The sequence below is a fragment of the Streptomyces sp. NBC_00258 genome, from assembly GCF_036182465.1.
Classification (GTDB): Bacteria; Actinomycetota; Actinomycetes; order Streptomycetales; family Streptomycetaceae; genus Streptomyces.
This window is the reverse complement of record NZ_CP108081.1, coordinates 10,623,394-10,641,658: the sequence shown is the minus strand read 5'-3', so window position 1 is coordinate 10,641,658 and position 18,265 is coordinate 10,623,394. Positions and strand designations below refer to the sequence as shown.

The window sequence follows — 18,265 nt, the reverse complement described above, 5'->3', positions numbered from 1 at the left end:
GCGGCGGCGTGGTCACGTCACGTGAACACCACCCCGCAGGCTTCAGGGCCCTCAGTGACTCGACGATGCGGATTGCGGCGGCACGAGTACCGACTCTCCGCGGGGCGAGACCGCCGCCTCCCTGACATGGGTCGACCGCCCAACGCGCCGAAACAACTGTCCCAGGCTCCGGTAGAAGCCGTCGGGCAGGAACACGGCGTCCGCCACGATCATCGCGCCGGAGAAGAGAGGAAGTCCCATGAGCACCGCGATCCCCAGGTGCATGCCCAACAGCATGGTCAGGACCGGGTACTTGAGCCGTCCGAACAGGACGAACGGGAACGCGACCTGCAGCAGCACCGTCAGATAGCAGGCGATGGCGATCAGTACGTCGTGCTCGTCGGCCAGGAGTGAGAGTTCGGGCCAGGGCCGGAACAGGTCGAGGTTCAGGACGTAGTGGAGGGCGGTCCCGTTGCCCCAGGAGCCGCCCTGCACCTTGTAGAGACCCGCGGACCCGTAGAGAAAGCAGACCTGGGCCGCGATGACGAACATGCCGCAGTTGTGGAGCACTGCAGTCAAAGTCCGGCGAGATGCGCCCAGTTGATGCCTGAGCTCACCTGCGTCCAGGCCCGCCGCGCTGCTCTTCGTCGTCTCCGCGGAGGCTCGTAGCCGGGCCCTGCGCGCGTCCAGGGACCAGCGGCGACCGCACGCGGTGAAGGCGAGGTACATGGCCATGAGGAGGATGAGGTTGTCCCCTCCGTCGGTCATGAAGATCGCTCTGGCGTGGAAGGACGCGACCACGACGGCGAAGAGTACGGACATCACTCTGGTCCGCCAGCCCAGCATGAACAGGGCGGACGTGATGAGGGCTGCCACGTAGCAGGCCTCGAAGTACGGCCGGCTGTCGGACAGGGTGAGGATGCTGGCCCACCCCGTCTGGTCGAAGAGCTGCCCGGCCAGCTCGGGGGTCCACGGTGATCCGGGGCCCCAGATCTCGTTGCGGTGCGGAAACTCGCGTAGCAGGAAGGCGAGATAGAGAAGTCCGTAGCCGATACGCAGCACCGCCGCGGCGTAGAGGGACAATGGCCGCTCGGTCAGGACGGTGAGCAACGATCCGATCCGATCCGGTACGCGGCGCAGCACGCCTGCGTCCGTCGCTTCAGGGAGACGCCCGTGCGGCGAGCGTGTCTGCTCAGTTTCCATGGGAGTCAACCTTCCACCAGGGCAGATACCGCGTATCGGCAGGCGTCGGCGTGGCTGTGGCCGAGCCGGACCCGCCGGCTGCTGCAGGAGCGGCGGCCGCGGCGATGGGCACGGTGATCACCCGTAGCTGGACGGACTCGAACGTGCCGCCACGGTGGCCGGAGATGCGATCCGCCGCGATGTTGGTCAAGTACCGCTGGATCATCAGCGCCCGCTGCGAGCGAGGCTGATCGTCGCCACCGTGGGTCTCGAGGTACGAACTCCAGGCCCGCCGCAGCATGTTCTGCGCCGTGTGACTGGGGAAGACCTGGTGCCTCACCGCGGAGTTGTCCACGCCCGTCAGATCGAACCAGTCACTCACCTGCACATTCCCGTCCGGGGCGGTGTGCATGGTCCTCGCCGAGATCTGCCGGTTGACCGATTCCGGATCCGGCGCGAAGAGCCGCCAGTTCTGTTCGAACAGCGGGAGCACCCACGCGTTGACCTGACGGCTGTACTGCTGAGAGAGGGGGTTCTGGGGTGCCACGTGCAGAAACACCAGGAGCACATGGACCAGGGCTGTCGCCAGGCACAGGACCACGGCGGCTCCCGTTCCCGCCTTCAGGACCTTCGCGGGGCGGGGCCGATGGCCCGAAATCCCTTGGGCCGCGACGGGTCTTCCGCCCTTGTCCGGGGCCGGCCCGGCGCCGGGCCGGTCCGCTTCGTCGACATCCACCGTTTCAACGCCGCCTTGCACGGCCCCACCCGGCCTTTCCATTCCGGCTTCTCCGCTTCTCCTGAGATTCGACCGACGGCGCGCGACGGAGTCGATGACGATCCGCCGCGCGCCGCCCGTCCTGCCCGCTCACATGGAGTCAGGCAGACTTCTGGTCGTGATCTCCGTGATCGCCGCCATGTCCATCGTGCTTGTCGGGCTTGCCGTGGTCATCGGGCTTCCCGCCGTGATCACCGTGGTCGTCGGGCTTGCCGTGATCACCGTGGTCATCGGGCCTGCCGTGATCAACGTGGTCATCGGGCCTGCCGTGATCATCGGGCTTCCCGCCGTGGTCGTGGTGACCGGGCTTGCCGGGCTTCTCGCCGTGATGGTCGTGGCCGTTCCCACCGGTCGCGCCGCCGTGGCCACCGTTGCCACCGTTGCCGCCACCCGTGGCGCCGCCCGGGGCACCGCCTGTGGCACCGCCTGGGGCACCACCCGAAGTGGCGCCCGCGACGAGGCCGCCCAGAGCGCCACCAGAGGTACCGCCGGACGTCAGGACACCGCCGAGAAGACCGCCCGGGGTTCCGCCGGTTCCGCCGCCCGTCGGCACACCGCCGATGACACCGACCGTGGTGCTGCCCGAGGTGCCGGCGCTCGTGGCACCGGCGATCACACCACCCGTGATCAGACCGCCGGTGGTGCCGCCGGTCCCGCACGATCCCTGGAAGATCCTGTTGGAGTCCAGCGTCACAGCGCCGTCACCGCGTCCGCCAGCATCGGCCAGCAGCCGGCCGTTGATGGTCGCTCCCGTGGTGGCGCTGATCGAGGTGTCGGCCAGGATGGTGCCCACGAACGAGGTGTCGGTACCGAGCGTGGCCGAGCTGCCGACCTGCCAGTACACGTTGCACGGCGAGGCACCGTTGACGAGGCTCACCGTGCTGTTGTCGGCTGCCGTCGTCAGAGTCGAACCGATCTGGAACACCCAGACGGCGTTGGGGTCGCCCTCGGCGTCCAGGGTGAGCGTGCCGGTGATCGCTGCGGAGCTGGCCGCCCTGTAGAGGCCCTTCGTCAGCGTCTGGCCACCGTACTCGTGGGGAGCGTTGTACACCGCGTCTGTCTGAGTCTGTCCGGCGGCCTGGTTGTACGCCGCAATCGTGTCCTCCTTGGCCTGGGCCGCGTGGGCATCGGTAGTGTGCAGAGCCCCGGGCGGGGTCACGATGCCGGGCCCTCCGTCGGAGGCGAAGAACCCGGTGATGGCCGGCCCGGGGCTCACGCCGACGTTGAGACCGTTGACGATGGTGGGGCCGGTGTTGGTGACCGTCGCACCACCCAGCACTCCGTAACTCGCTGCCGTGCCCAGAGGCACAGGGGTGGCAACGGCATTTGCGCGTGTCGGCGTCACCGCGATTACGGCCGCGGCGATTGCCACGGACGTTACCGCGGCGATCCACACCGACATGGTGCGCCGTAGTGGCGCTTCAGGGATATTCAGCGTCATCGAGGGGCCAACTCCTGTGAGGGGATGGTGCCTGCCTGGCGGTTCTCGGTCGCACGGAATCGCCTGTTTCTGTCGCTGGCATATTACGCAGGAGAGGAATCGCGACTGCGCTTCATTCGAGCGGAATTGCTGGAATCGGCAAGCGGGTCGCGAAATGCATAGAAATACTTATTGGGCTGGATGGTACTGATTTCCTGCCCCGGCCGGCCAGGCAGAGCCCTCCCCAGGACGATCTTCTGCAGGGAGACGGCCAGCCACTACCGGCCGAACGGGCACGTACCACAAGAAGATCGCGCAGACCCCCGCCCGGGATCACCGAAGGAAATCGCCCTGGGCGCTTCACCAGGAGCGAACCCGTTTGCTGACCTTGCGGGCAGTGCAAGCGTGATCGAGCAACAGCGGAATATATGCCCGCCATGATCACGCCGCCACATCAAGATATTCGACGCATGAAGACCCAAGAAGGGACGGGTCAATACGACGCACGAGCACACCCGAGCCGCACTGACCGTATTAATATCGAATATGCGTTGGTTCACCCGCGCGCGCAACCGTCCGGAAGGGCGAATCCGGCGTGTCACGCCGGATTCGCTGCCTCGACCGCCGGCACAACACAAGAGGCGCTTCAACGCTTGCAAAGCGACGCCCCCTCCGCCGGCGAAGGCCCGCATTCAAGAGATTCCGCACCGGCTCCTCATCGCTCATCAGCGGTGCCGTCGGAACTGCTCACGGCACCGCCGCTGGACGGCACGGACGAGACCGAGGCCCGGGAACTGGAGGTGGGGCTGGAGCTGGGACTGGGACCAGAACTGGTCTCCTGCGCCGAACTCCTATCCGGCGAAGCAGAGATGCTCGTCTGCGGCGCCGTGCCACTGGACGCATCCGGGGTCGGTGTGCCGCTGTCGGCTGGACCGGGGGTACCGGCCGTGCCACCGCCCACCGAGGTTCCCCTGCCCGGCTCGTTCTTGACCACGGCCGCGACAGGCTTGCCCATGATCAGCTCGACCGCCGTCACCGTGACCATCGCCAGGGCGAACACCAGGCCCGTCGCCAGGGCGTACTTCTTCCAGCCGATGGACCCCCGGGCCGAGCCGCCCCGATAGGTGGTGACCGACTCATCTTCGGGGGGCGTTTCGGGGGGCGTGTGAGGCGGTGCCGGGTCGGCGGCCGCAGCGTCCGCCGACAGGCCGAACGCCGCCCGGGCGTCCGCGCGGTGTTCCGCCCGCTCCTCGCCCGGTGTCCTCGGTACTCCTACGGGCGGCACCCGGCCACGGATCCCCTCGCCCGTGCGTCGGAACGCATGCGAGAAGACCGCCGCGCCGGTGGTCGCGCTGGTACTGACCACAGCGGCGCCGATGATCGTCCCGGTCACCCCCAGCAGGGATGCCAGCACGGCGCCCACCACGGTCGCGAGTGCGCTCGCCACTACTTGCACAACAGTCAGGTCGAGCACCTTGCGCTTGGGCGCCCGTTCCTCTTCGTCTATGAGGTTCTCCATCAATATCCCTTGATAGTTTCGGTGCCCGGCGATCACCGCGTGACGGCCGGACTTGTCCCCGCTCGCAGCGAGGTTGACGCGAGGTTTGATGGAGGTCATGGGAGCGATTCGCGGTCGCGTGGAAGCGTCCTCCTGCAGGGTGGAACTGTGCGCATCGGACGAGATCGGCCGATGCGCACCGGCCCAGGCACGAGCTCTGCAGGACCAGTTGAGCGTGCGTCGGCACCGCCTGCGGAGAACTCGACAAGGCCCCACAGGTTGTTCGGAAACCACGGACGCCGGGCCCGGGGACGGTCAGCGGCCCCGGCGGGGAGTGCGCCGCCAAGAGGACGCACCGGGCAGGTGGACCGACTCGGCAGGCTGCCCACCCGTGTCGACGCTGCGATGCGCGTGCTTCCCGCTCCTGATGGTGGCCGACCGGCCCTTGTTGATGTTCAGGCGCACCCCGGGTAAGTCCGAGTGGCCTTGTTGAAGGACAGAGGCATGCAAGGCTCCTTCAGTGGTGCCTGCGCTACACGGGACGGCTGCCCCGCTGACGGTGTTTCATCTGCGAGCAGTGACCGCAGCCGGTGGCTGTCGGCCGCGCATGGCACTCACCGATGCCGCCCGCCCTCGGCCGAGCGCCGGTCCCTTGTCAGAGGCGGCGCTCACACAACCGGCATGGCGACGAAGCCGAATCGCTGACCGCGTCGGTGGGCAGCACTGCGAGCCTGTCACACGGATCGGCGGGCCACCGCCCACCCGTGTCCAGAGCGGGACGTATCGGGGCCGCCCGATCACCGCCGTGTAAACATCCTGGTACCCCTCTCCCGGGCCAACCGCGGGACCGGCCCCAGGGCTATGCTGCGTACGGACGTCCCCAGACCCCGGCGGACCAGCGCTGCTTGGTGTACATGCCTGCGGCGAGCGGATCGTTCGTCCGGTCGACCTGCGCATCCCCGAGGGACCGGCTGAGTCCTACGCCCCTGAACATCCGCTGCTGGACCGGCCCTTCACCTGCCCGCACCACAGTACGACCGTGCCCGAAGTCCCGCACGGTCCCGTGAACCGAGGCACCCTGCCCATGCGCATCCCACCCGCTCTGAACGTCCACCGGCACGACACCGGCAACCGGACACTGGTCACCCTGACCGGCGAGATCGACCTGAACTCGGCACCCCTGGTGCGCGCGTCACTGGAACGGTGCCTGCACGACGGCATCCGCGCCATCGACGTCAACGTAACCGGCGTGACCTTCTGCGACTGCAGCGGCCTCAACGCCTTCCTGTACTCCCTGCTGCACACCGCCGCGGCCGGAGGGTCCTTACGACTACTCCACCCGAGCCCGGCGCTGGAACGCCTCGTCACCCTCACCGGCTCCGGCTCGCTCTTCCTCACTCTCCCGGACGCCCTCGCCGGAAGCCGGCCTCCCTCACAGCTCCCTCCCCTGTACGAGGCCGCACACCGAGTCGCCCCGGCCTGGCCCCCTCGCCTGGGCGGTGTGCTGTGACGGCCCCGCCCAGGCCGACCCGATCACCCATAAGGGCAGGCCACCAGCCACCCGCCACGCGCACGGCACCCCTGAGCCTGCGCCGCCTCAACCGCTGGCAGGCCGAGGGGCTTCAGGAGGATCTGGCGGACCTGTATGAGGAGTCCTGCGCCACAGTGCCCGGTCGGGAGTACCGCGGCCGGCAGAACTTCCTGCGCCGTCTCACACGTGACATCTGGCGACCGGGGTTCGCCATGCTGACCGCTGAGGCACCGGACCTGGTGGGGTGCGCGTACGGATTCCCCGTGCCGCGTGACGGTTCCTGGTGGAGCGGATTCCGGGGGACGCTCCCGAAAGACGTCGAGCAACTCACCGCGTCCGGACGGGTCTTCGCCATCCGCGGGATGCTTGTCCGCCCAACCGAGCGGCACCAGGGCCTGGCCGACCGTCTGCAGGAGCGGCTGCTCACCGACCACCGCGCCCTGCTGGGCGCGACCCTCGTGGACCGGACCCATCGTGCGGCCTGTGCCGGGTTCCAGTCGCGGGGATGGCGCAGCATCGGCCTGGTCTACAGACCACCGGGCCCTGCAGTGCTGAGGGCACTGGTCCTCCCCCGCGGAGAACCGACGGCGGCGGAGCTGGATCCCTGACGCACCAGGCACGGGCCCCATGGCCGCGGGAAGACCAGGAGTGAGGCACACACGAGGCACAAACGCTCGGGCCTCGAAGGCGCAGCGCGCCGTATGACGGAATACGGCGATCCCCCCACATGCCGCCGCACACCAGCCGCGTCACGCTCCCGCGATCACGCGCTCGACCCGGCCGAGCACCACGTCCACGACGCCGCAGAACGGAGCCGGTGGGGCAGGTCGGTGAGGCGGCGCGGTCAGGCGATTCCGTCACCGCGCAGCAGCAGTAGCGCCACGTCCACCACCGCCACGGCGACCGCTGCCGCGAACGCCGCCCGTTCCCGGACCCGTCCCAGCACCGTCCCTGCCACCGCGACCAGGAGGGCCACCGCGAGCGCCGCCACTCCCCACCGGCCGGGTGGTCCGGCGGGCCCCAGCACCAGCACCGCGGACGCGGCCACCAGCGGCACCGGCAGCAGCAGCCGCGCGCCGTCCGGGCCCAGCCGGTGCGGCCATCCCCGTACGCCCGTCGCCAGATCCCCGCGGATGTCCGGCAGTACGTCCCCCAGATGGGCCCCGACTCCCAGCAACGCCCCGGCGGTGACGACCCACCATGCGGGCCACGGCTGTCCCGGCAGGCCCAGCGCCACGAACGCCGGGAGGGCGGCGAAACCCACCGCGTACGGCACCCAGGACCATGCAGTCGCCTTGAGCCGCAGGTCGTACGCCCACGCCGCCGCCACCCCCGTCAGGTGAACGGCGCCCGCCCACAGGCCGCAGGCGAACGAGAGCGGCACGCACAGCGCCAGCGCTGCATACGCGGCCACCCACACCTCGGTCACACCGACCGTGCCGTCGGCGACGGGTTTGCCGCGGCGGCCGACGGCGATGTCCCGACGCGCGTCGAACGCGTCGTTGCACCAGCCGACGGACAGCTGCCCGGTCAGCACGGCTGCTGCGGTCAGGACGCAACGCGCGAGGCTCTGACCGGCGGTGACGGCCAGAGCAGCCATCAACGCGGTGACCGCCACGACAGGCCCGGGGTGACATGATCCGGCCAGGCCGCCCACCCGGCCGGCCCAACTCGCGGCCGGGCCGCCCGTAAACTGCTCGGGAGTGCCCACCCGGCCGATCGTAGGCGCCAGGGCCCCATCCGGCTGGAGCACACGCCCCCGGGAGGAACGGCCGGACGGGCGATTCATGGTGTCGACGTCCCGAGCCGGGGAACACGTGGGGAGCAACTCACCACAGTGGGTGGCAACTCACCAGAGCCGGTAACCGGACGGGAACCATATGACGCGGATCGCCGCCGTTCACGGTGCCCTCGCACCGCACCGTCGCACCCAGTCCGAGATCACCGACATGGTGGCCCGCACCTGTCTGCCCGAGGGCGCCGACCGCCGGGTCCTGGACCGCCTGCACCGCAGCGCGAAGGTCCGCTCGCGACACATGACGCTGCCGCTCGAACGGTACGGGGAACTGGACGGATTCGGCGCCGCCAACGACGTCTTCATCGCCGCTGCCACCGACCTGGGCACCAAGGCCGTCCGGGACGCACTGGACATGGCCGGTCTGTCCGCAGCCGACGTGGACCTGCTGATCTTCACCTCCGTCACCGGCATCGCGACCCCCTCGATCGACGCCCGGCTGGCCGGCCGCCTCGGACTGCGGCCGGACGTCAAACGGCTGCCCCTGTTCGGCCTGGGCTGTGCCGGCGGCGCCGCCGGCCTGGCCCGTATGCACGACTACCTGCTGGGCCGGCCCGACCACGTCGCGGTGCTGCTGTCGGTCGAACTGTGCTCGCTCACCTTCCAGCGCAACGACGCCTCCATGGCCAACCTGGTCGCCACCGGGCTGTTCGGCGACGGCGCCGCCGCGGTCGTCGCCTGCGGCGCGAACCGCCCGGGCCGTCCCGCCCGCCCCGGCCGCCGGGACGAGAGCGCCGGCCCGACGATCGTGGACACCCGCAGCCACCTGTATCCGGACACCGGGCGCGTCATGGGCTGGGACATCAAGGACTCCGGCTTCAAGGTCGTCCTCGACCCCCGGGTCCCCGATGTGGTGCGCCAGTACCTCGCCGATGACGTCGAGGGGTTCCTCGGCGACCACGGGATCAAGCCGAAGGACGTGACCGCCTGGGTGTGCCACCCGGGAGGCCCCAAGGTCCTCCAGGCCGTCACCGAAGCCCTCGGCCTGCCTGACGAGGCACTCGATGTGACCTGGCGTCACCTGGCCGACGTGGGCAACCTCTCCTCGTCGTCGGTGCTCCACGTACTGCGCGACACCCTGGCCGAACGCCGCCCGCCGCCGGGCACGCCGGGTGTACTGCTGGCGATGGGCCCCGGCTTCGCCTGCGAACTCGTCCTGCTGCGCTGGTAGTTCGAACCGTCGAAGGCCACGAAGAACACGAAGGACATCGGACACATGATCTGGTACGGACTCCTGGTGGCGGCCGTCGCCGGCGAGCGCGTCGCCGAGCTCGTCGTCGCCCGCCGCAACGAGCGGTGGAGCGCCGCCCGCGGCGCGACCGTGACCGGGCAGGGCCACTACCCGGCGATGGTCGCCCTCCACACCGGCCTGCTGATCGCCTGCCCGGCCGAGGTGTGGCTGGCCGACCGCCCCTTCGTACCCGCCCTGGCCTGGCCGATGGTGGCCGTGCTGGCGGCCTCCCAGGCGCTGCGGTGGTGGTGCATCCACACCCTGGGACCCCGCTGGAACACCCGGGTGATCGTTGTCCCCGGCCTGCCACTGGTGACCGGCGGCCCCTACCGCTGGCGGTGGCTGCGGCACCCGAACTACGTGGCCGTCGTCGCCGAAGGCGTGGCGCTGCCCCTGGTCCACACCGCGTGGGTCACCGCAGCCGCGTTCACGGTGCTCAACGCCGCGCTGCTCTCCGTACGCATCCGCTGCGAGAACCGGGCGCTCGCCACCGCGACCACCTCGACCACACCCGCTCCGGCGTGATCGACGTACTGGTGGCCGGCGGCGGACCAGCCGGTCTGGCCGCCGCCATCCACGCCGCGCTCGCCGGTCTGGAGGCCGTCGTCGTCGAACCCCGGACCTCGCCCGTGGACAAGGCCTGCGGAGAAGGCGTCATGCCCGGCGGAGTCGCCGCGCTGCGAGCACTGGGCGTCGACGCCGGTGGCCGCGAACTGCGCGGCATCCGCTACGTGGACGGCGCCACCTTCGCCGAAGCGTCCTTCCGCGGCCGCGGCGGGCTGGGGATCCGCCGTACGACGCTGCACTCCGCACTGCACCGGCGCGCGCTCGACCTCGGCGTGCGCATGCTGCCGGGCAAGGTCGGCGCGGTACACCAGAGCGCGGACTCGGTCACCGCGGCCGGGACCACGGCCCGTTGGCTGATCGCCGCCGACGGCCTGCACTCCCCGGTGCGCCGCGGCCTGGGGCTGGAACTGCCGAACCGCCCCCACGGCCGCTACGGGCTGCGCCGCCACTACCGCGTCGAACCGTGGACGGACTTCGTGGAGGTCCACTGGTCCCGGCACGGCGAGGCCTATGTGACGCCGGTCGCCGACGACCTGGTGGGAGTCGCGATCCTCAGCCGCAGCCGTCGCGGGTACGACGAGCACCTGGCCGCCTTCCCCGCTCTCACCGCGTCGCTGCGCGGAACGGCCGCGACGGAGGTACGCGGCGCCGGACCACTGCGGCAGCGGGTGCGGCGCAGAACCGCCGGGCGGGTCCTGCTCGTCGGCGACGCCGCGGGCTATCTGGACGCCCTCACCGGCGAGGGCATCGCCCTCGCACTGGCGACGGCCGGGGCCGCCGTCCGCTGCCTGGCCGCCGGGCGACCGGACGCGTACGAGCGCGCCTGGACCCGGCTGACCCGGCGCCACCGACTGCTGACCGGAGCCCTGCTGGCCGCCGGCCGCCGACCTGGCACCGCCCGCCTCATCGTCCCCGCAGCATCCCGGATGCCCCCGGTGTTCTCAGCCGCGGTCCACGCACTGCAGTAGAGGTGGGCCGGCCCCGGAGACCGCTCCGAACCTGCCTGCCGAGTCTGCACAGGATGACTGCAGTGCACCGGCAACGCCGACGGGCTGGGCCGCCACGACATCCTCCGCAACGTCCGGGAGCAGTCGGCCCTGATGTGCGAAACGCCCTCGCGCCGGAGTCCGATGCGGGGGCGTCCTGATACCCCCTGGAACGGCCCCGTGCAGGCCGACCCGGAGCATCGTCACTACCCGACGTCCGGCAACTCCACCTCCACCGGCACAGGCGGCTCCGCGTTCGCCTCCCGCTCGGCCCGGCGCGCGTTCTCCCCCCGCAATGCCGTCAACCAAGGCCACAAGTCCGGCAGTTGCTGCCCCGGACAGGCCAGCCGATGCTCGATCCGGCACCGCTGCGAGCTGTCCGGAGGGCACACCGCGTACACCGTCACCCGACCGTCCGACAGCCCGATCCACCGATACTCGGCCGGCACCAGGTGTGCCAGAACATCCACGCCCGGCTCCAACAGCACCCAGTCCTGCTCCAGCGTCGGCACCCGATCCTGCGACAGTCCGCAGAACAGGCACGTGAACCTCTGCTTGCCGCCCAACTGCGGCACCTCGTCAGCCCCCATATGTGGAGCGTGCGTGCCATCCGCGCCTGCCGCACGGTGCCTATCGGACGGGAAACCTGCGGCCAGGCGGGCAGACCACGGCAGTCGAGGTCCGCAGTGGCCGCCCACGCCCGGCGCGCACCAGCAGCAGCGGCCAGACAGGCTCTGTTGACGACGCCACACCGAGGCAACGGGACTCGCCCCAGGCAGGCTTGCATCGCCCTGAAACGGAGGAGGACAGCGTGATCCGCCGCTACTTCATCTCGCGGAACAAGCACACAGCTGATATCCGCTTGCGCGCGATCGTGACGCGGGTCAACGTCGGATGATCCTGACGAAGGCAGAGAAGATGACCACGCAGACCCATCACGTCGACCACGAACTCATCCAGGCCGCGGCGCACGTCGCGCGCACTCGATGCCGGGGCGACAACCACACCATGGCGGCCGCGGCCCGTGCCCAGGACGGCCGGATCCTCACCGCGGTGAACGCCTACCACTTCACCGGCGGCCCCTGCGCCGAGTTGGTTCTCCTCGGCACGGCAGCCGCCCAGGGGCCCACGAGCTGGACACGATCGTCGCCGTGGGCGACCGCGACCAGGGGGTCGTTCCCCCGTGTGGACGGTGTCGCCAGGTCCTTGTCGACTACTTCCCGTACTTCCCGGCCCTGAGGGTTATCGTCGGGGCAGCCGACCGCCTCCGGACCGTCTCCATCACCGACCTGCTTCCCGAAAGCTACATCTGGGCCGACCACCAGCTCGACACCGAGCAAGCCGAACCACTCAGCACGAGCTGACACCACCGGTCATAACCAGGGCGAACGTCGCCTGATGCGGCACCAGCTCCCGCCACGACGATCAGAAACGTCACCGGACCTCACGGGGAGTCGGTCGGCAGTCCGTCGGATCGAAGCGCGGCCCGCACCTCACCTTGGGTCGGAGGCCCGGGGTCGGGAACGGGTTGGCCGACCTCGGACGACCAGTTGGGACGGATACGTCCCATGAGGTCTGTGAAGTTGTTCCGCAGATACCGAGAGTCGGACGGCTTCAGCCGGATCTGCTGGCGGCTATCGGCCCACAAGATCTCGAAATCGGCAACCGTGCCTTCCGTCGGCCAGTCATCGCTCTGTTCCGGAAGCAACAGGACGTCGACGAAGCCTCCGACGCTCAGTCCGATGTCCACGAAGATCCCGATCGCACCAGGCCGAGGAACCTTCACGACGGTGCCCTCGAAAACCTGCCCGAAGCGCAGTCCCCTCCGAATCCGAGTCCACTCGGCATCTGTCACCACAAATGCATCCTCGCACTTCGTCCGGATCGCGAGTAACTGGATTGGGGCGGCACAGCCCCGTCACGGACGTCGATCGCACTGTCCGTCTGGGCGACCCAGCACTGTCATCACAACTCGGTTCCGGCACCGCGTACGCCTTGCCGTCTGGCATCCTGACGCGCCGCCAAGTGGCTGGTTGCCTCTCGAGCGAGTCGGGTCGGACTGAATCCACGGCCGACGGATTATGAGTCCTTTGAGGATCTTGGCGACTCTTCCCGATCAATGCTCATCCATGAAGTTTTTGCAGGTCAGAGTCGGTATGCCACGCCAGCATCCCTTCACCTTTGTCGGTCTGTTCCTATCCTTGCGTCCCGAACGCGTCCCGAATCGACCGTTCGACACCAACAACCCGGCTGTGCCGAGTAGTTGTCCCAGCTCGCGAATACGCCTCGAATCCGTCCGCAGCGGATTTCTGTTCCGCCGCACAAGCGGGTATTTCCTGCAATGCCGTGAAGCGGATCCTCTTGTCGCGCACCGGGTACTGCACATGGCCCAGATCGGTGCCCGGGTGTGGACGAAGGTGCCGATGAGTCTGAGGGCAGCCGAAGTGCACCGTTGATCGGATTGAGGGACATTGGACGTGTCCGTTCCTGTCTCGCAGGACCGTAACGCTCGACACGGAGGCTTGTGCCATGGCGAGTCATGTTGCCGGGAGTTCTACGCGTAGGGAGGCCCGTAGCGGCTTCGGAAGCGGCTGGCTGGTCTTTGCCGCGGTCCTGATGGTCTTCGGTGGTCTGATGATGGCGGTGGCGGGCATCTCGGCCATCGCCGATGACGATGTGTTCGTGGCGACCCGCAACTACGTGTGGGAGCTGGACCTCGCCGGATGGGGATGGATTCATCTGGTCATGGGGATCGTGATCTTTTTCGCGGGGCTCGCCCTGTTCAGGGGCGCCACCTGGGCAAGGGTCGTCGGTGTGGCACTGGCCGGTCTCAGCATGATCGCCAACTTCATGTGGCTGCCCCACGCCCCGGTATGGGCTCTCGTTCTCCTCACCATCGACGGTTTCGTCATCTGGGCCCTTTGCGCCGCTCCCGGTCTCGGGAGGAGCTGACGTCCGGTGCGTCGGCTGTGACAGCCCGCGACGTGACCACCCGGCCGTCGGCACCCCTGCTGCTCGTCATCGGAGTGGCGGGGTCCGGGAAGACCACCGTGGCCCGTCTCCTGTCCGATCGGCTCGGTTGGCCGCACCGGGACGCCGACGAGTTCCACTCTCCGGACAATCGCGCCAAGATGGCGGCCGGTCACGCCCTTACCGATACGGATCGGGCACCGTGGCTGGATGCCATCGGATCGTGGATGGACTACGAGACCGCAGCACGCCGGCCGGCCATCGTGACCTGCTCCGCGCTCAAGAAGGCGTACCGTGACCGGCTCCTCGGCGGACGACCCGGGGCTCGGCTCGTCTATCTGCACGGCACGCCCGAGCTGCTGCGTTCACGGTTGTCCAGGCGCCGGGGCCACTTCTTCCCGGCCTGGATGCTGGACAGTCAGCTCGCGGACCTCGAGGAACCGGATGCCGACGAGCATCCGCTGGTGGTGGAGATCGACCAGCGGCCGGAGGCGATCGTCGACGCGGTGCTGTCGTTGCTGCATCAGGAGCACGCGGCAGGCGATGTCCCGACCGGGGTGGCCGCATACCACGCCCCACAGTCCGAGGAGCAACCTATGTCCGCCAGCCCGACGGGCGAGAACTGGGAGCTGCGCTACGGCGGGCAACGTGCCGTCGTGGTCCAGCTCGGTGCGGCCCTACGCCACTACGAGGTGGACGGCCGGCCGCTGCTGGACGGATTCGAGGCCGACTCACCCATCACCGGAGGCCGTGGCCAGCTTCTCGTTCCCTGGCCCAACCGGATCGGCGACGGCCACTACCGATTCGACGGAGCGGAGCGGCAACTCCCGCTCACCGAACCGGAGAAGCGCAACGCCATCCATGGACTGGTGCGTTGGACCGCCTGGCGCCTGCTTGCCCGCAGTGACGAAGCCGTGAGGGTGGGCACTTCGCTGCTTCCGCAACCGGGCTATCCCTTCCTCCTGGACGTCGTCGCCGAGTACCGGCTGGGATCCGACGGGCTCGAAGCCGTCATTTCCGCCACCAACATCGGGGACGGACCCGCGCCTTACGGGGTGGGACAGCACCCGTATCTGACGGTCGGCACCGACATGGTCGACAGCGCGCTGCTGACTGTTCCCGCCCAGTACCGGCTGCGTACTGATGATCGGGGCCTGCCGACCGGCATGGAGCCCGTCGAAGGCACCGCGTACGACTTCCGCACCGAGCACCCCATCGGTGATCTCAGACTGGACACCGCCTTCACCGGACTCGACCGCGACGCGCGTGGCCGGGCGCTCGTACGGCTGGCACATCCCTCCCGGTTGCGAGGTGTCGATCTGTGGCTCGGCGAAGGAACTCGGTACGTTCAGGTGTACACGGGCGACACGCTTGCCGAGCCCGGCCGCCGACGCCGCGGTGTCGCGGTGGAGGCCATGTCATGTCCGGCGGACGCGTTCCGTAGCGGTACCGATCTCACCGTCCTGCAGCCGGGCGACCGCCATGTGCTGCGGTGGGGACTCAGACCGTGGGAGTCTTCATGACTTCGCGCACGCCATCAGCCGTTCCGCGGCCGATGACCTCGGAGGAGTTCCGGGCGCTCTACAGGCGGCTGCGCGGCGCGTCGAGGACGGACGATCCGCGCGGAGCACTCCGTCACCTGACGCCCCAACGTGTCGCGGCAGCCGCCGCGGAGGCGCGGACCGGGCGCACGATGTCGCTGGCCGCACCGGTGGAGACCCAGCCCGGCCCCGACAACCCCGAGCCCGCGGTTCACCGGATGACCGGTCCCGCTGCGGGTGTCGCCGTGACGCACGGACTGCACTTCGCCGTCGACCGCATCGCCATGAACGTGCACGGGGACGCGGACAGTCATCTCGACGCGCTCTGCCACGTGCTGTACGACGGTGAGCTGTACAACGGGGTGCCCGCGAGCGCGGTGACGGCTCAGGGCGCCCGCTCTCTTTCCGTGGACCTGGTCAGGGACGGCATCGTCGGTCGCGGCGTGCTGCTGGACATCCCGCGGCTGCGCGGCGTGCCCTGGCTCGAACCGGGCGACCACGTGACCGTGGGCGACCTGACGGCCGCCGAGGCGGCCCAGGGCGTCCGGGTCGGTCCCGGGGACCTGCTGCTCGTCCGGGTGGGCCATCGCCGCCGTCGCGCGGAGCTCGGCCCGTGGAAGGCGGCACAGGCGCGGGCCGGGCTCCACCCGACCGCCCTGGAGTTCCTGGCCGACCGGAAGGTTGCTGTGCTGGGCAGCGACGGCAACAACGACACCGCACCCAGTGCGGTGGCGGACGTCGCCTTCCCTGTCCATGTCCTGGCCATGCACGCCATGGGAGTGCACCTCATGGACTACCTCCAGTTCGAGCAGCTAGCCCCGGCCTGCGCGGATGCGGGGCGCTGGAGTTTCCTGTGTGTGGTCGCCCCGCTGCGGCTGACTGCGGCCACCGGCTCCCCCGTGAACCCGATCGCGGTGCTGTGACCACGGAAGGGAGGCGCCCAAGCCCCCGGTCGCCGTGCGCCGGAAGGACGGATACGTTCGAGTGGGTGGGACGGCAGGGCCTCCGCACCGCGGAGTGACAGGCCCCGGCACAAGGGCGGGGCCGCGAGCGCAAGGACGGTGGTCGCCGTGGGCGGCTCCCCCCACTATGACGTCATCATCATCGGGACCGGCGCCGGCGGCGGCACGCTCGCCCACCGGCTCGCTCCTTCCGGCAAGCGCGTGCTCCTCATCGAACGCGGCGACCACCTGCCGCGTGAACGTGACAACTGGGACTCCACCGCCGTGTTCGTGAAGGGGAAGTACCGGGCTCCGGAGTTCTGGATCGACCAGCACGGCAATGAGTTCCCGCCCGAGGTCAACTACTACGTCGGCGGGAACACCAAGTTCTACGGGGCGGCCCTTTTCCGGCTGCGGCCCGAGGACTTCGGTGAAATCCGCCATCACGGCGGTATGTCGCCGGCCTGGCCGATCCAGTACGAGGACCTGGAGCCCTACTACACCCAGGCCGAGCACCTCTACCTCGTCCACGGACGGCACGGCGAGGACCCGGGCGAAGGTCCGGTGAGCGCGCAGTACGCCTATCCGCCCGTGGAACACGAACCGCGCATCCAGCAGTTGAGCGACGACCTGGAGAAACTGGGGATGCGCCCCTTCCACCTGCCGATCGGAGTCAATCTCAGCCAGGACGGCAGTGGACGGGCCACCCACACCAGCGTCTGTATCCGGTGCAACCGGGTGGACGGCTTTCCCTGCCTCGTGCGCGCCAAGTCCGACGCCGAGGTCATCTGCGTGGAGCCGGCACTGCGGCACCCCAACGTCGAGATGATCACCAATACACACGTCGTCCGGCTGGAGACGGACCCGACGGGGCGCACTGTCAACGCGGTCGTCGGCCGACTCACGGACGGCTCGGAAGTCCGTTTCGCGGCGGACGTCGTGGTCGTCTCCTGTGGCGCGGTCAACTCGGCGGCCCTGCTGCTCGGCTCGGCCAACGACCGCCACCCCGCAGGGCTGGCGAACAGCTCCGACGTCGTCGGCCGCTTCTACATGCGGCACAACAACCTTGCTCTGATGGCCATTTCGAAGGAACCCAACGACACTCAGTTCCAGAAGACCCTGGCCCTGAACGACTGGTACCTCGGCGCGGACGACTGGGACTTCCCGCTGGGCGGCATCCAGATGCTGGGCAAGTCGGACGCCGAGCAGATCCATGGCGAGGCCCCTCGGTGGGCGGGCGCGGTCGCCCCGGACATGCCGTTCGAGGTGCTGGCACATCATGCCGTCGACTTCTGGCTGTGCGGCGAGGACCTCCCGCTGTCCGGCAACCGGGTCACCGTGGACGGCGACGCCCGCATCCACCTCGCCCTCGACGAGAAGAACAACGTCGAAGGTCTGAAGCGGTTGAGGCACAAACTCCAAAGCATGCTCGGTCACTTGGGCATGCACGAACACCGGCTGCTGTCCCGCAGCATCTACCTGCACAAAGGCATGCCGATCGGTGCCACCGCCCATCAGGCGGGCACCGTACGCTTCGGCACCGACCCGGCCGCTTCCGCCCTCGACGTCAATTGCAAGGCCCATGACCTGGACAACCTCTACGTCGTCGACACGAGCTTCTTCCCCAGCATCGGTGCGGTCAACCCGTCCCTGACGGCCATCGCCAACGCTCTGCGGGTCGGCGACCACCTCTTGCAACGCCTGGGCTGAACTGACGTCCGGTGCCGCTGGTCCGACCGGGCGAAAAGTCCCGCCGGACGGCCCAACGGCGGCTGGCCCGACCGCCCGCTGTCCTGCGGCAGGTGATTGCTTGACCGTTGTGCCGGGCCGGGTGCGGCCAGGCCCCGGA

The 18,265-nt window shown here is 69.3% G+C and carries 16 protein-coding genes and 1 pseudogene; 10 read left to right on the top strand and 7 right to left on the bottom strand.

Annotated features, from left to right (window positions below; translation table 11 throughout):
* Nucleotides 1-51: 51 nt before the first annotated feature.
* The 4 genes from OG718_RS47265 to OG718_RS47250 form a co-directional block, all read right to left on the bottom strand.
* Nucleotides 52-1,182 carry an HTTM domain-containing protein gene (locus OG718_RS47265; RefSeq protein WP_328847080.1) on the bottom strand — a complete coding sequence of 377 codons (1,131 nt, stop codon included), beginning with the start codon at nucleotides 1,180-1,182 and terminating at the stop codon, nucleotides 52-54.
* Nucleotides 1,172-1,939 carry a DUF5819 family protein gene (locus tag OG718_RS47260; protein WP_328847079.1) on the bottom strand — a complete coding sequence of 256 codons (768 nt, stop codon included), beginning with the start codon at nucleotides 1,937-1,939 and terminating at the stop codon, nucleotides 1,172-1,174. Before OG718_RS47260 ends, OG718_RS47265 begins: the two co-directional genes overlap by 11 nt.
* A 97-nt stretch (nucleotides 1,940-2,036) precedes the next feature.
* Nucleotides 2,037-3,245: an ice-binding family protein gene (locus OG718_RS47255; protein WP_328847078.1), complete on the bottom strand. Its 1,209-nt coding sequence runs from the start codon at nucleotides 3,243-3,245 to the stop codon at nucleotides 2,037-2,039.
* A gap of 826 nt (nucleotides 3,246-4,071) precedes the next feature.
* Nucleotides 4,072-4,974 carry a hypothetical protein gene (locus OG718_RS47250; protein ID WP_328847077.1) on the bottom strand — a complete coding sequence of 301 codons (903 nt, stop codon included), beginning with the start codon at nucleotides 4,972-4,974 and terminating at the stop codon, nucleotides 4,072-4,074.
* A gap of 919 nt (nucleotides 4,975-5,893) precedes the next feature.
* Between OG718_RS47250 and OG718_RS47245 the strand changes: the two genes are divergently transcribed.
* Nucleotides 5,894-6,364, top strand: a complete 471-nt coding sequence (locus tag OG718_RS47245) for an STAS domain-containing protein (RefSeq protein WP_328847076.1) — start codon at nucleotides 5,894-5,896, stop codon at nucleotides 6,362-6,364.
* Nucleotides 6,365-6,519: 155 nt separating this feature from the next.
* On the top strand, nucleotides 6,520-6,993 hold the full coding sequence (locus tag OG718_RS47240; protein WP_260694909.1) for a GNAT family N-acetyltransferase: 474 nt from the start codon (nucleotides 6,520-6,522) through the stop codon (nucleotides 6,991-6,993).
* 236 nt (nucleotides 6,994-7,229) lie between these two features.
* On the opposite strand, the gene OG718_RS47235 is transcribed toward OG718_RS47240, so the two are convergent.
* Complete coding sequence (locus OG718_RS47235) at nucleotides 7,230-8,096, bottom strand: UbiA family prenyltransferase (protein WP_260694908.1); 867 nt, start codon at nucleotides 8,094-8,096, stop codon at nucleotides 7,230-7,232.
* 169 nt (nucleotides 8,097-8,265) lie between these two features.
* On the opposite strand from OG718_RS47235, the gene OG718_RS47230 reads away from it, so the two are divergent.
* Genes OG718_RS47230 through OG718_RS47220 form a run of 3 tightly spaced genes read left to right on the top strand, consistent with a single transcriptional unit; the run spans nucleotide 8,266 to nucleotide 10,946 of the window.
* Nucleotides 8,266-9,351: a type III polyketide synthase gene (locus tag OG718_RS47230; RefSeq protein WP_143633716.1), complete on the top strand. Its 1,086-nt coding sequence runs from the start codon at nucleotides 8,266-8,268 to the stop codon at nucleotides 9,349-9,351.
* 45 nt (nucleotides 9,352-9,396) lie between these two features.
* Nucleotides 9,397-9,936, top strand: coding sequence for an isoprenylcysteine carboxyl methyltransferase family protein (locus tag OG718_RS47225; protein ID WP_143633714.1), 540 nt, complete (start codon nucleotides 9,397-9,399; stop codon nucleotides 9,934-9,936).
* Entirely contained in the window at nucleotides 9,933-10,946 is a 1,014-nt protein-coding gene (locus tag OG718_RS47220; RefSeq protein ID WP_143633712.1) for an NAD(P)/FAD-dependent oxidoreductase, read from the top strand. Before OG718_RS47225 ends, OG718_RS47220 begins: the two co-directional genes overlap by 4 nt.
* Before the next feature lie 224 nt (nucleotides 10,947-11,170).
* Here OG718_RS47220 and OG718_RS47215 read toward each other — a convergent pair whose 3' ends face one another.
* Nucleotides 11,171-11,554: a DUF6083 domain-containing protein gene (locus tag OG718_RS47215; protein ID WP_143633710.1), complete on the bottom strand. Its 384-nt coding sequence runs from the start codon at nucleotides 11,552-11,554 to the stop codon at nucleotides 11,171-11,173.
* A 328-nt stretch (nucleotides 11,555-11,882) separates the two neighbouring features.
* On the opposite strand from OG718_RS47215, the pseudogene OG718_RS47210 reads away from it, so the two are divergent.
* A pseudogene (locus tag OG718_RS47210) lies at nucleotides 11,883-12,328 on the top strand (cytidine deaminase).
* A gap of 80 nt (nucleotides 12,329-12,408) precedes the next feature.
* Here the strand turns inward: OG718_RS47210 and OG718_RS47205 are convergent.
* Nucleotides 12,409-12,750, bottom strand: a complete 342-nt coding sequence (locus OG718_RS47205) for a hypothetical protein (protein WP_328847075.1) — start codon at nucleotides 12,748-12,750, stop codon at nucleotides 12,409-12,411.
* 743 nt (nucleotides 12,751-13,493) lie between these two features.
* Here OG718_RS47205 and OG718_RS47200 point away from each other — a divergent pair.
* From OG718_RS47200 to OG718_RS47185, 4 genes are all read left to right on the top strand, one after another.
* The gene (locus tag OG718_RS47200; protein ID WP_143633706.1) at nucleotides 13,494-13,916 is read left to right on the top strand and encodes a DUF7144 family membrane protein; all 423 of its coding nucleotides are present in this window, start codon (nucleotides 13,494-13,496) and stop codon (nucleotides 13,914-13,916) included.
* A 32-nt stretch (nucleotides 13,917-13,948) separates the two neighbouring features.
* Entirely contained in the window at nucleotides 13,949-15,457 is a 1,509-nt protein-coding gene (locus OG718_RS47195; protein ID WP_328847074.1) for a gluconokinase, GntK/IdnK-type, read from the top strand.
* 32 nt (nucleotides 15,458-15,489) lie between these two features.
* Entirely contained in the window at nucleotides 15,490-16,398 is a 909-nt protein-coding gene (locus OG718_RS47190) for a cyclase family protein (protein WP_143634169.1), read from the top strand.
* Nucleotides 16,399-16,545: 147 nt separating this feature from the next.
* Complete coding sequence (locus OG718_RS47185; RefSeq protein ID WP_143633703.1) at nucleotides 16,546-18,126, top strand: GMC oxidoreductase; 1,581 nt, start codon at nucleotides 16,546-16,548, stop codon at nucleotides 18,124-18,126.
* Nucleotides 18,127-18,265: the final 139 nt, after the last annotated feature.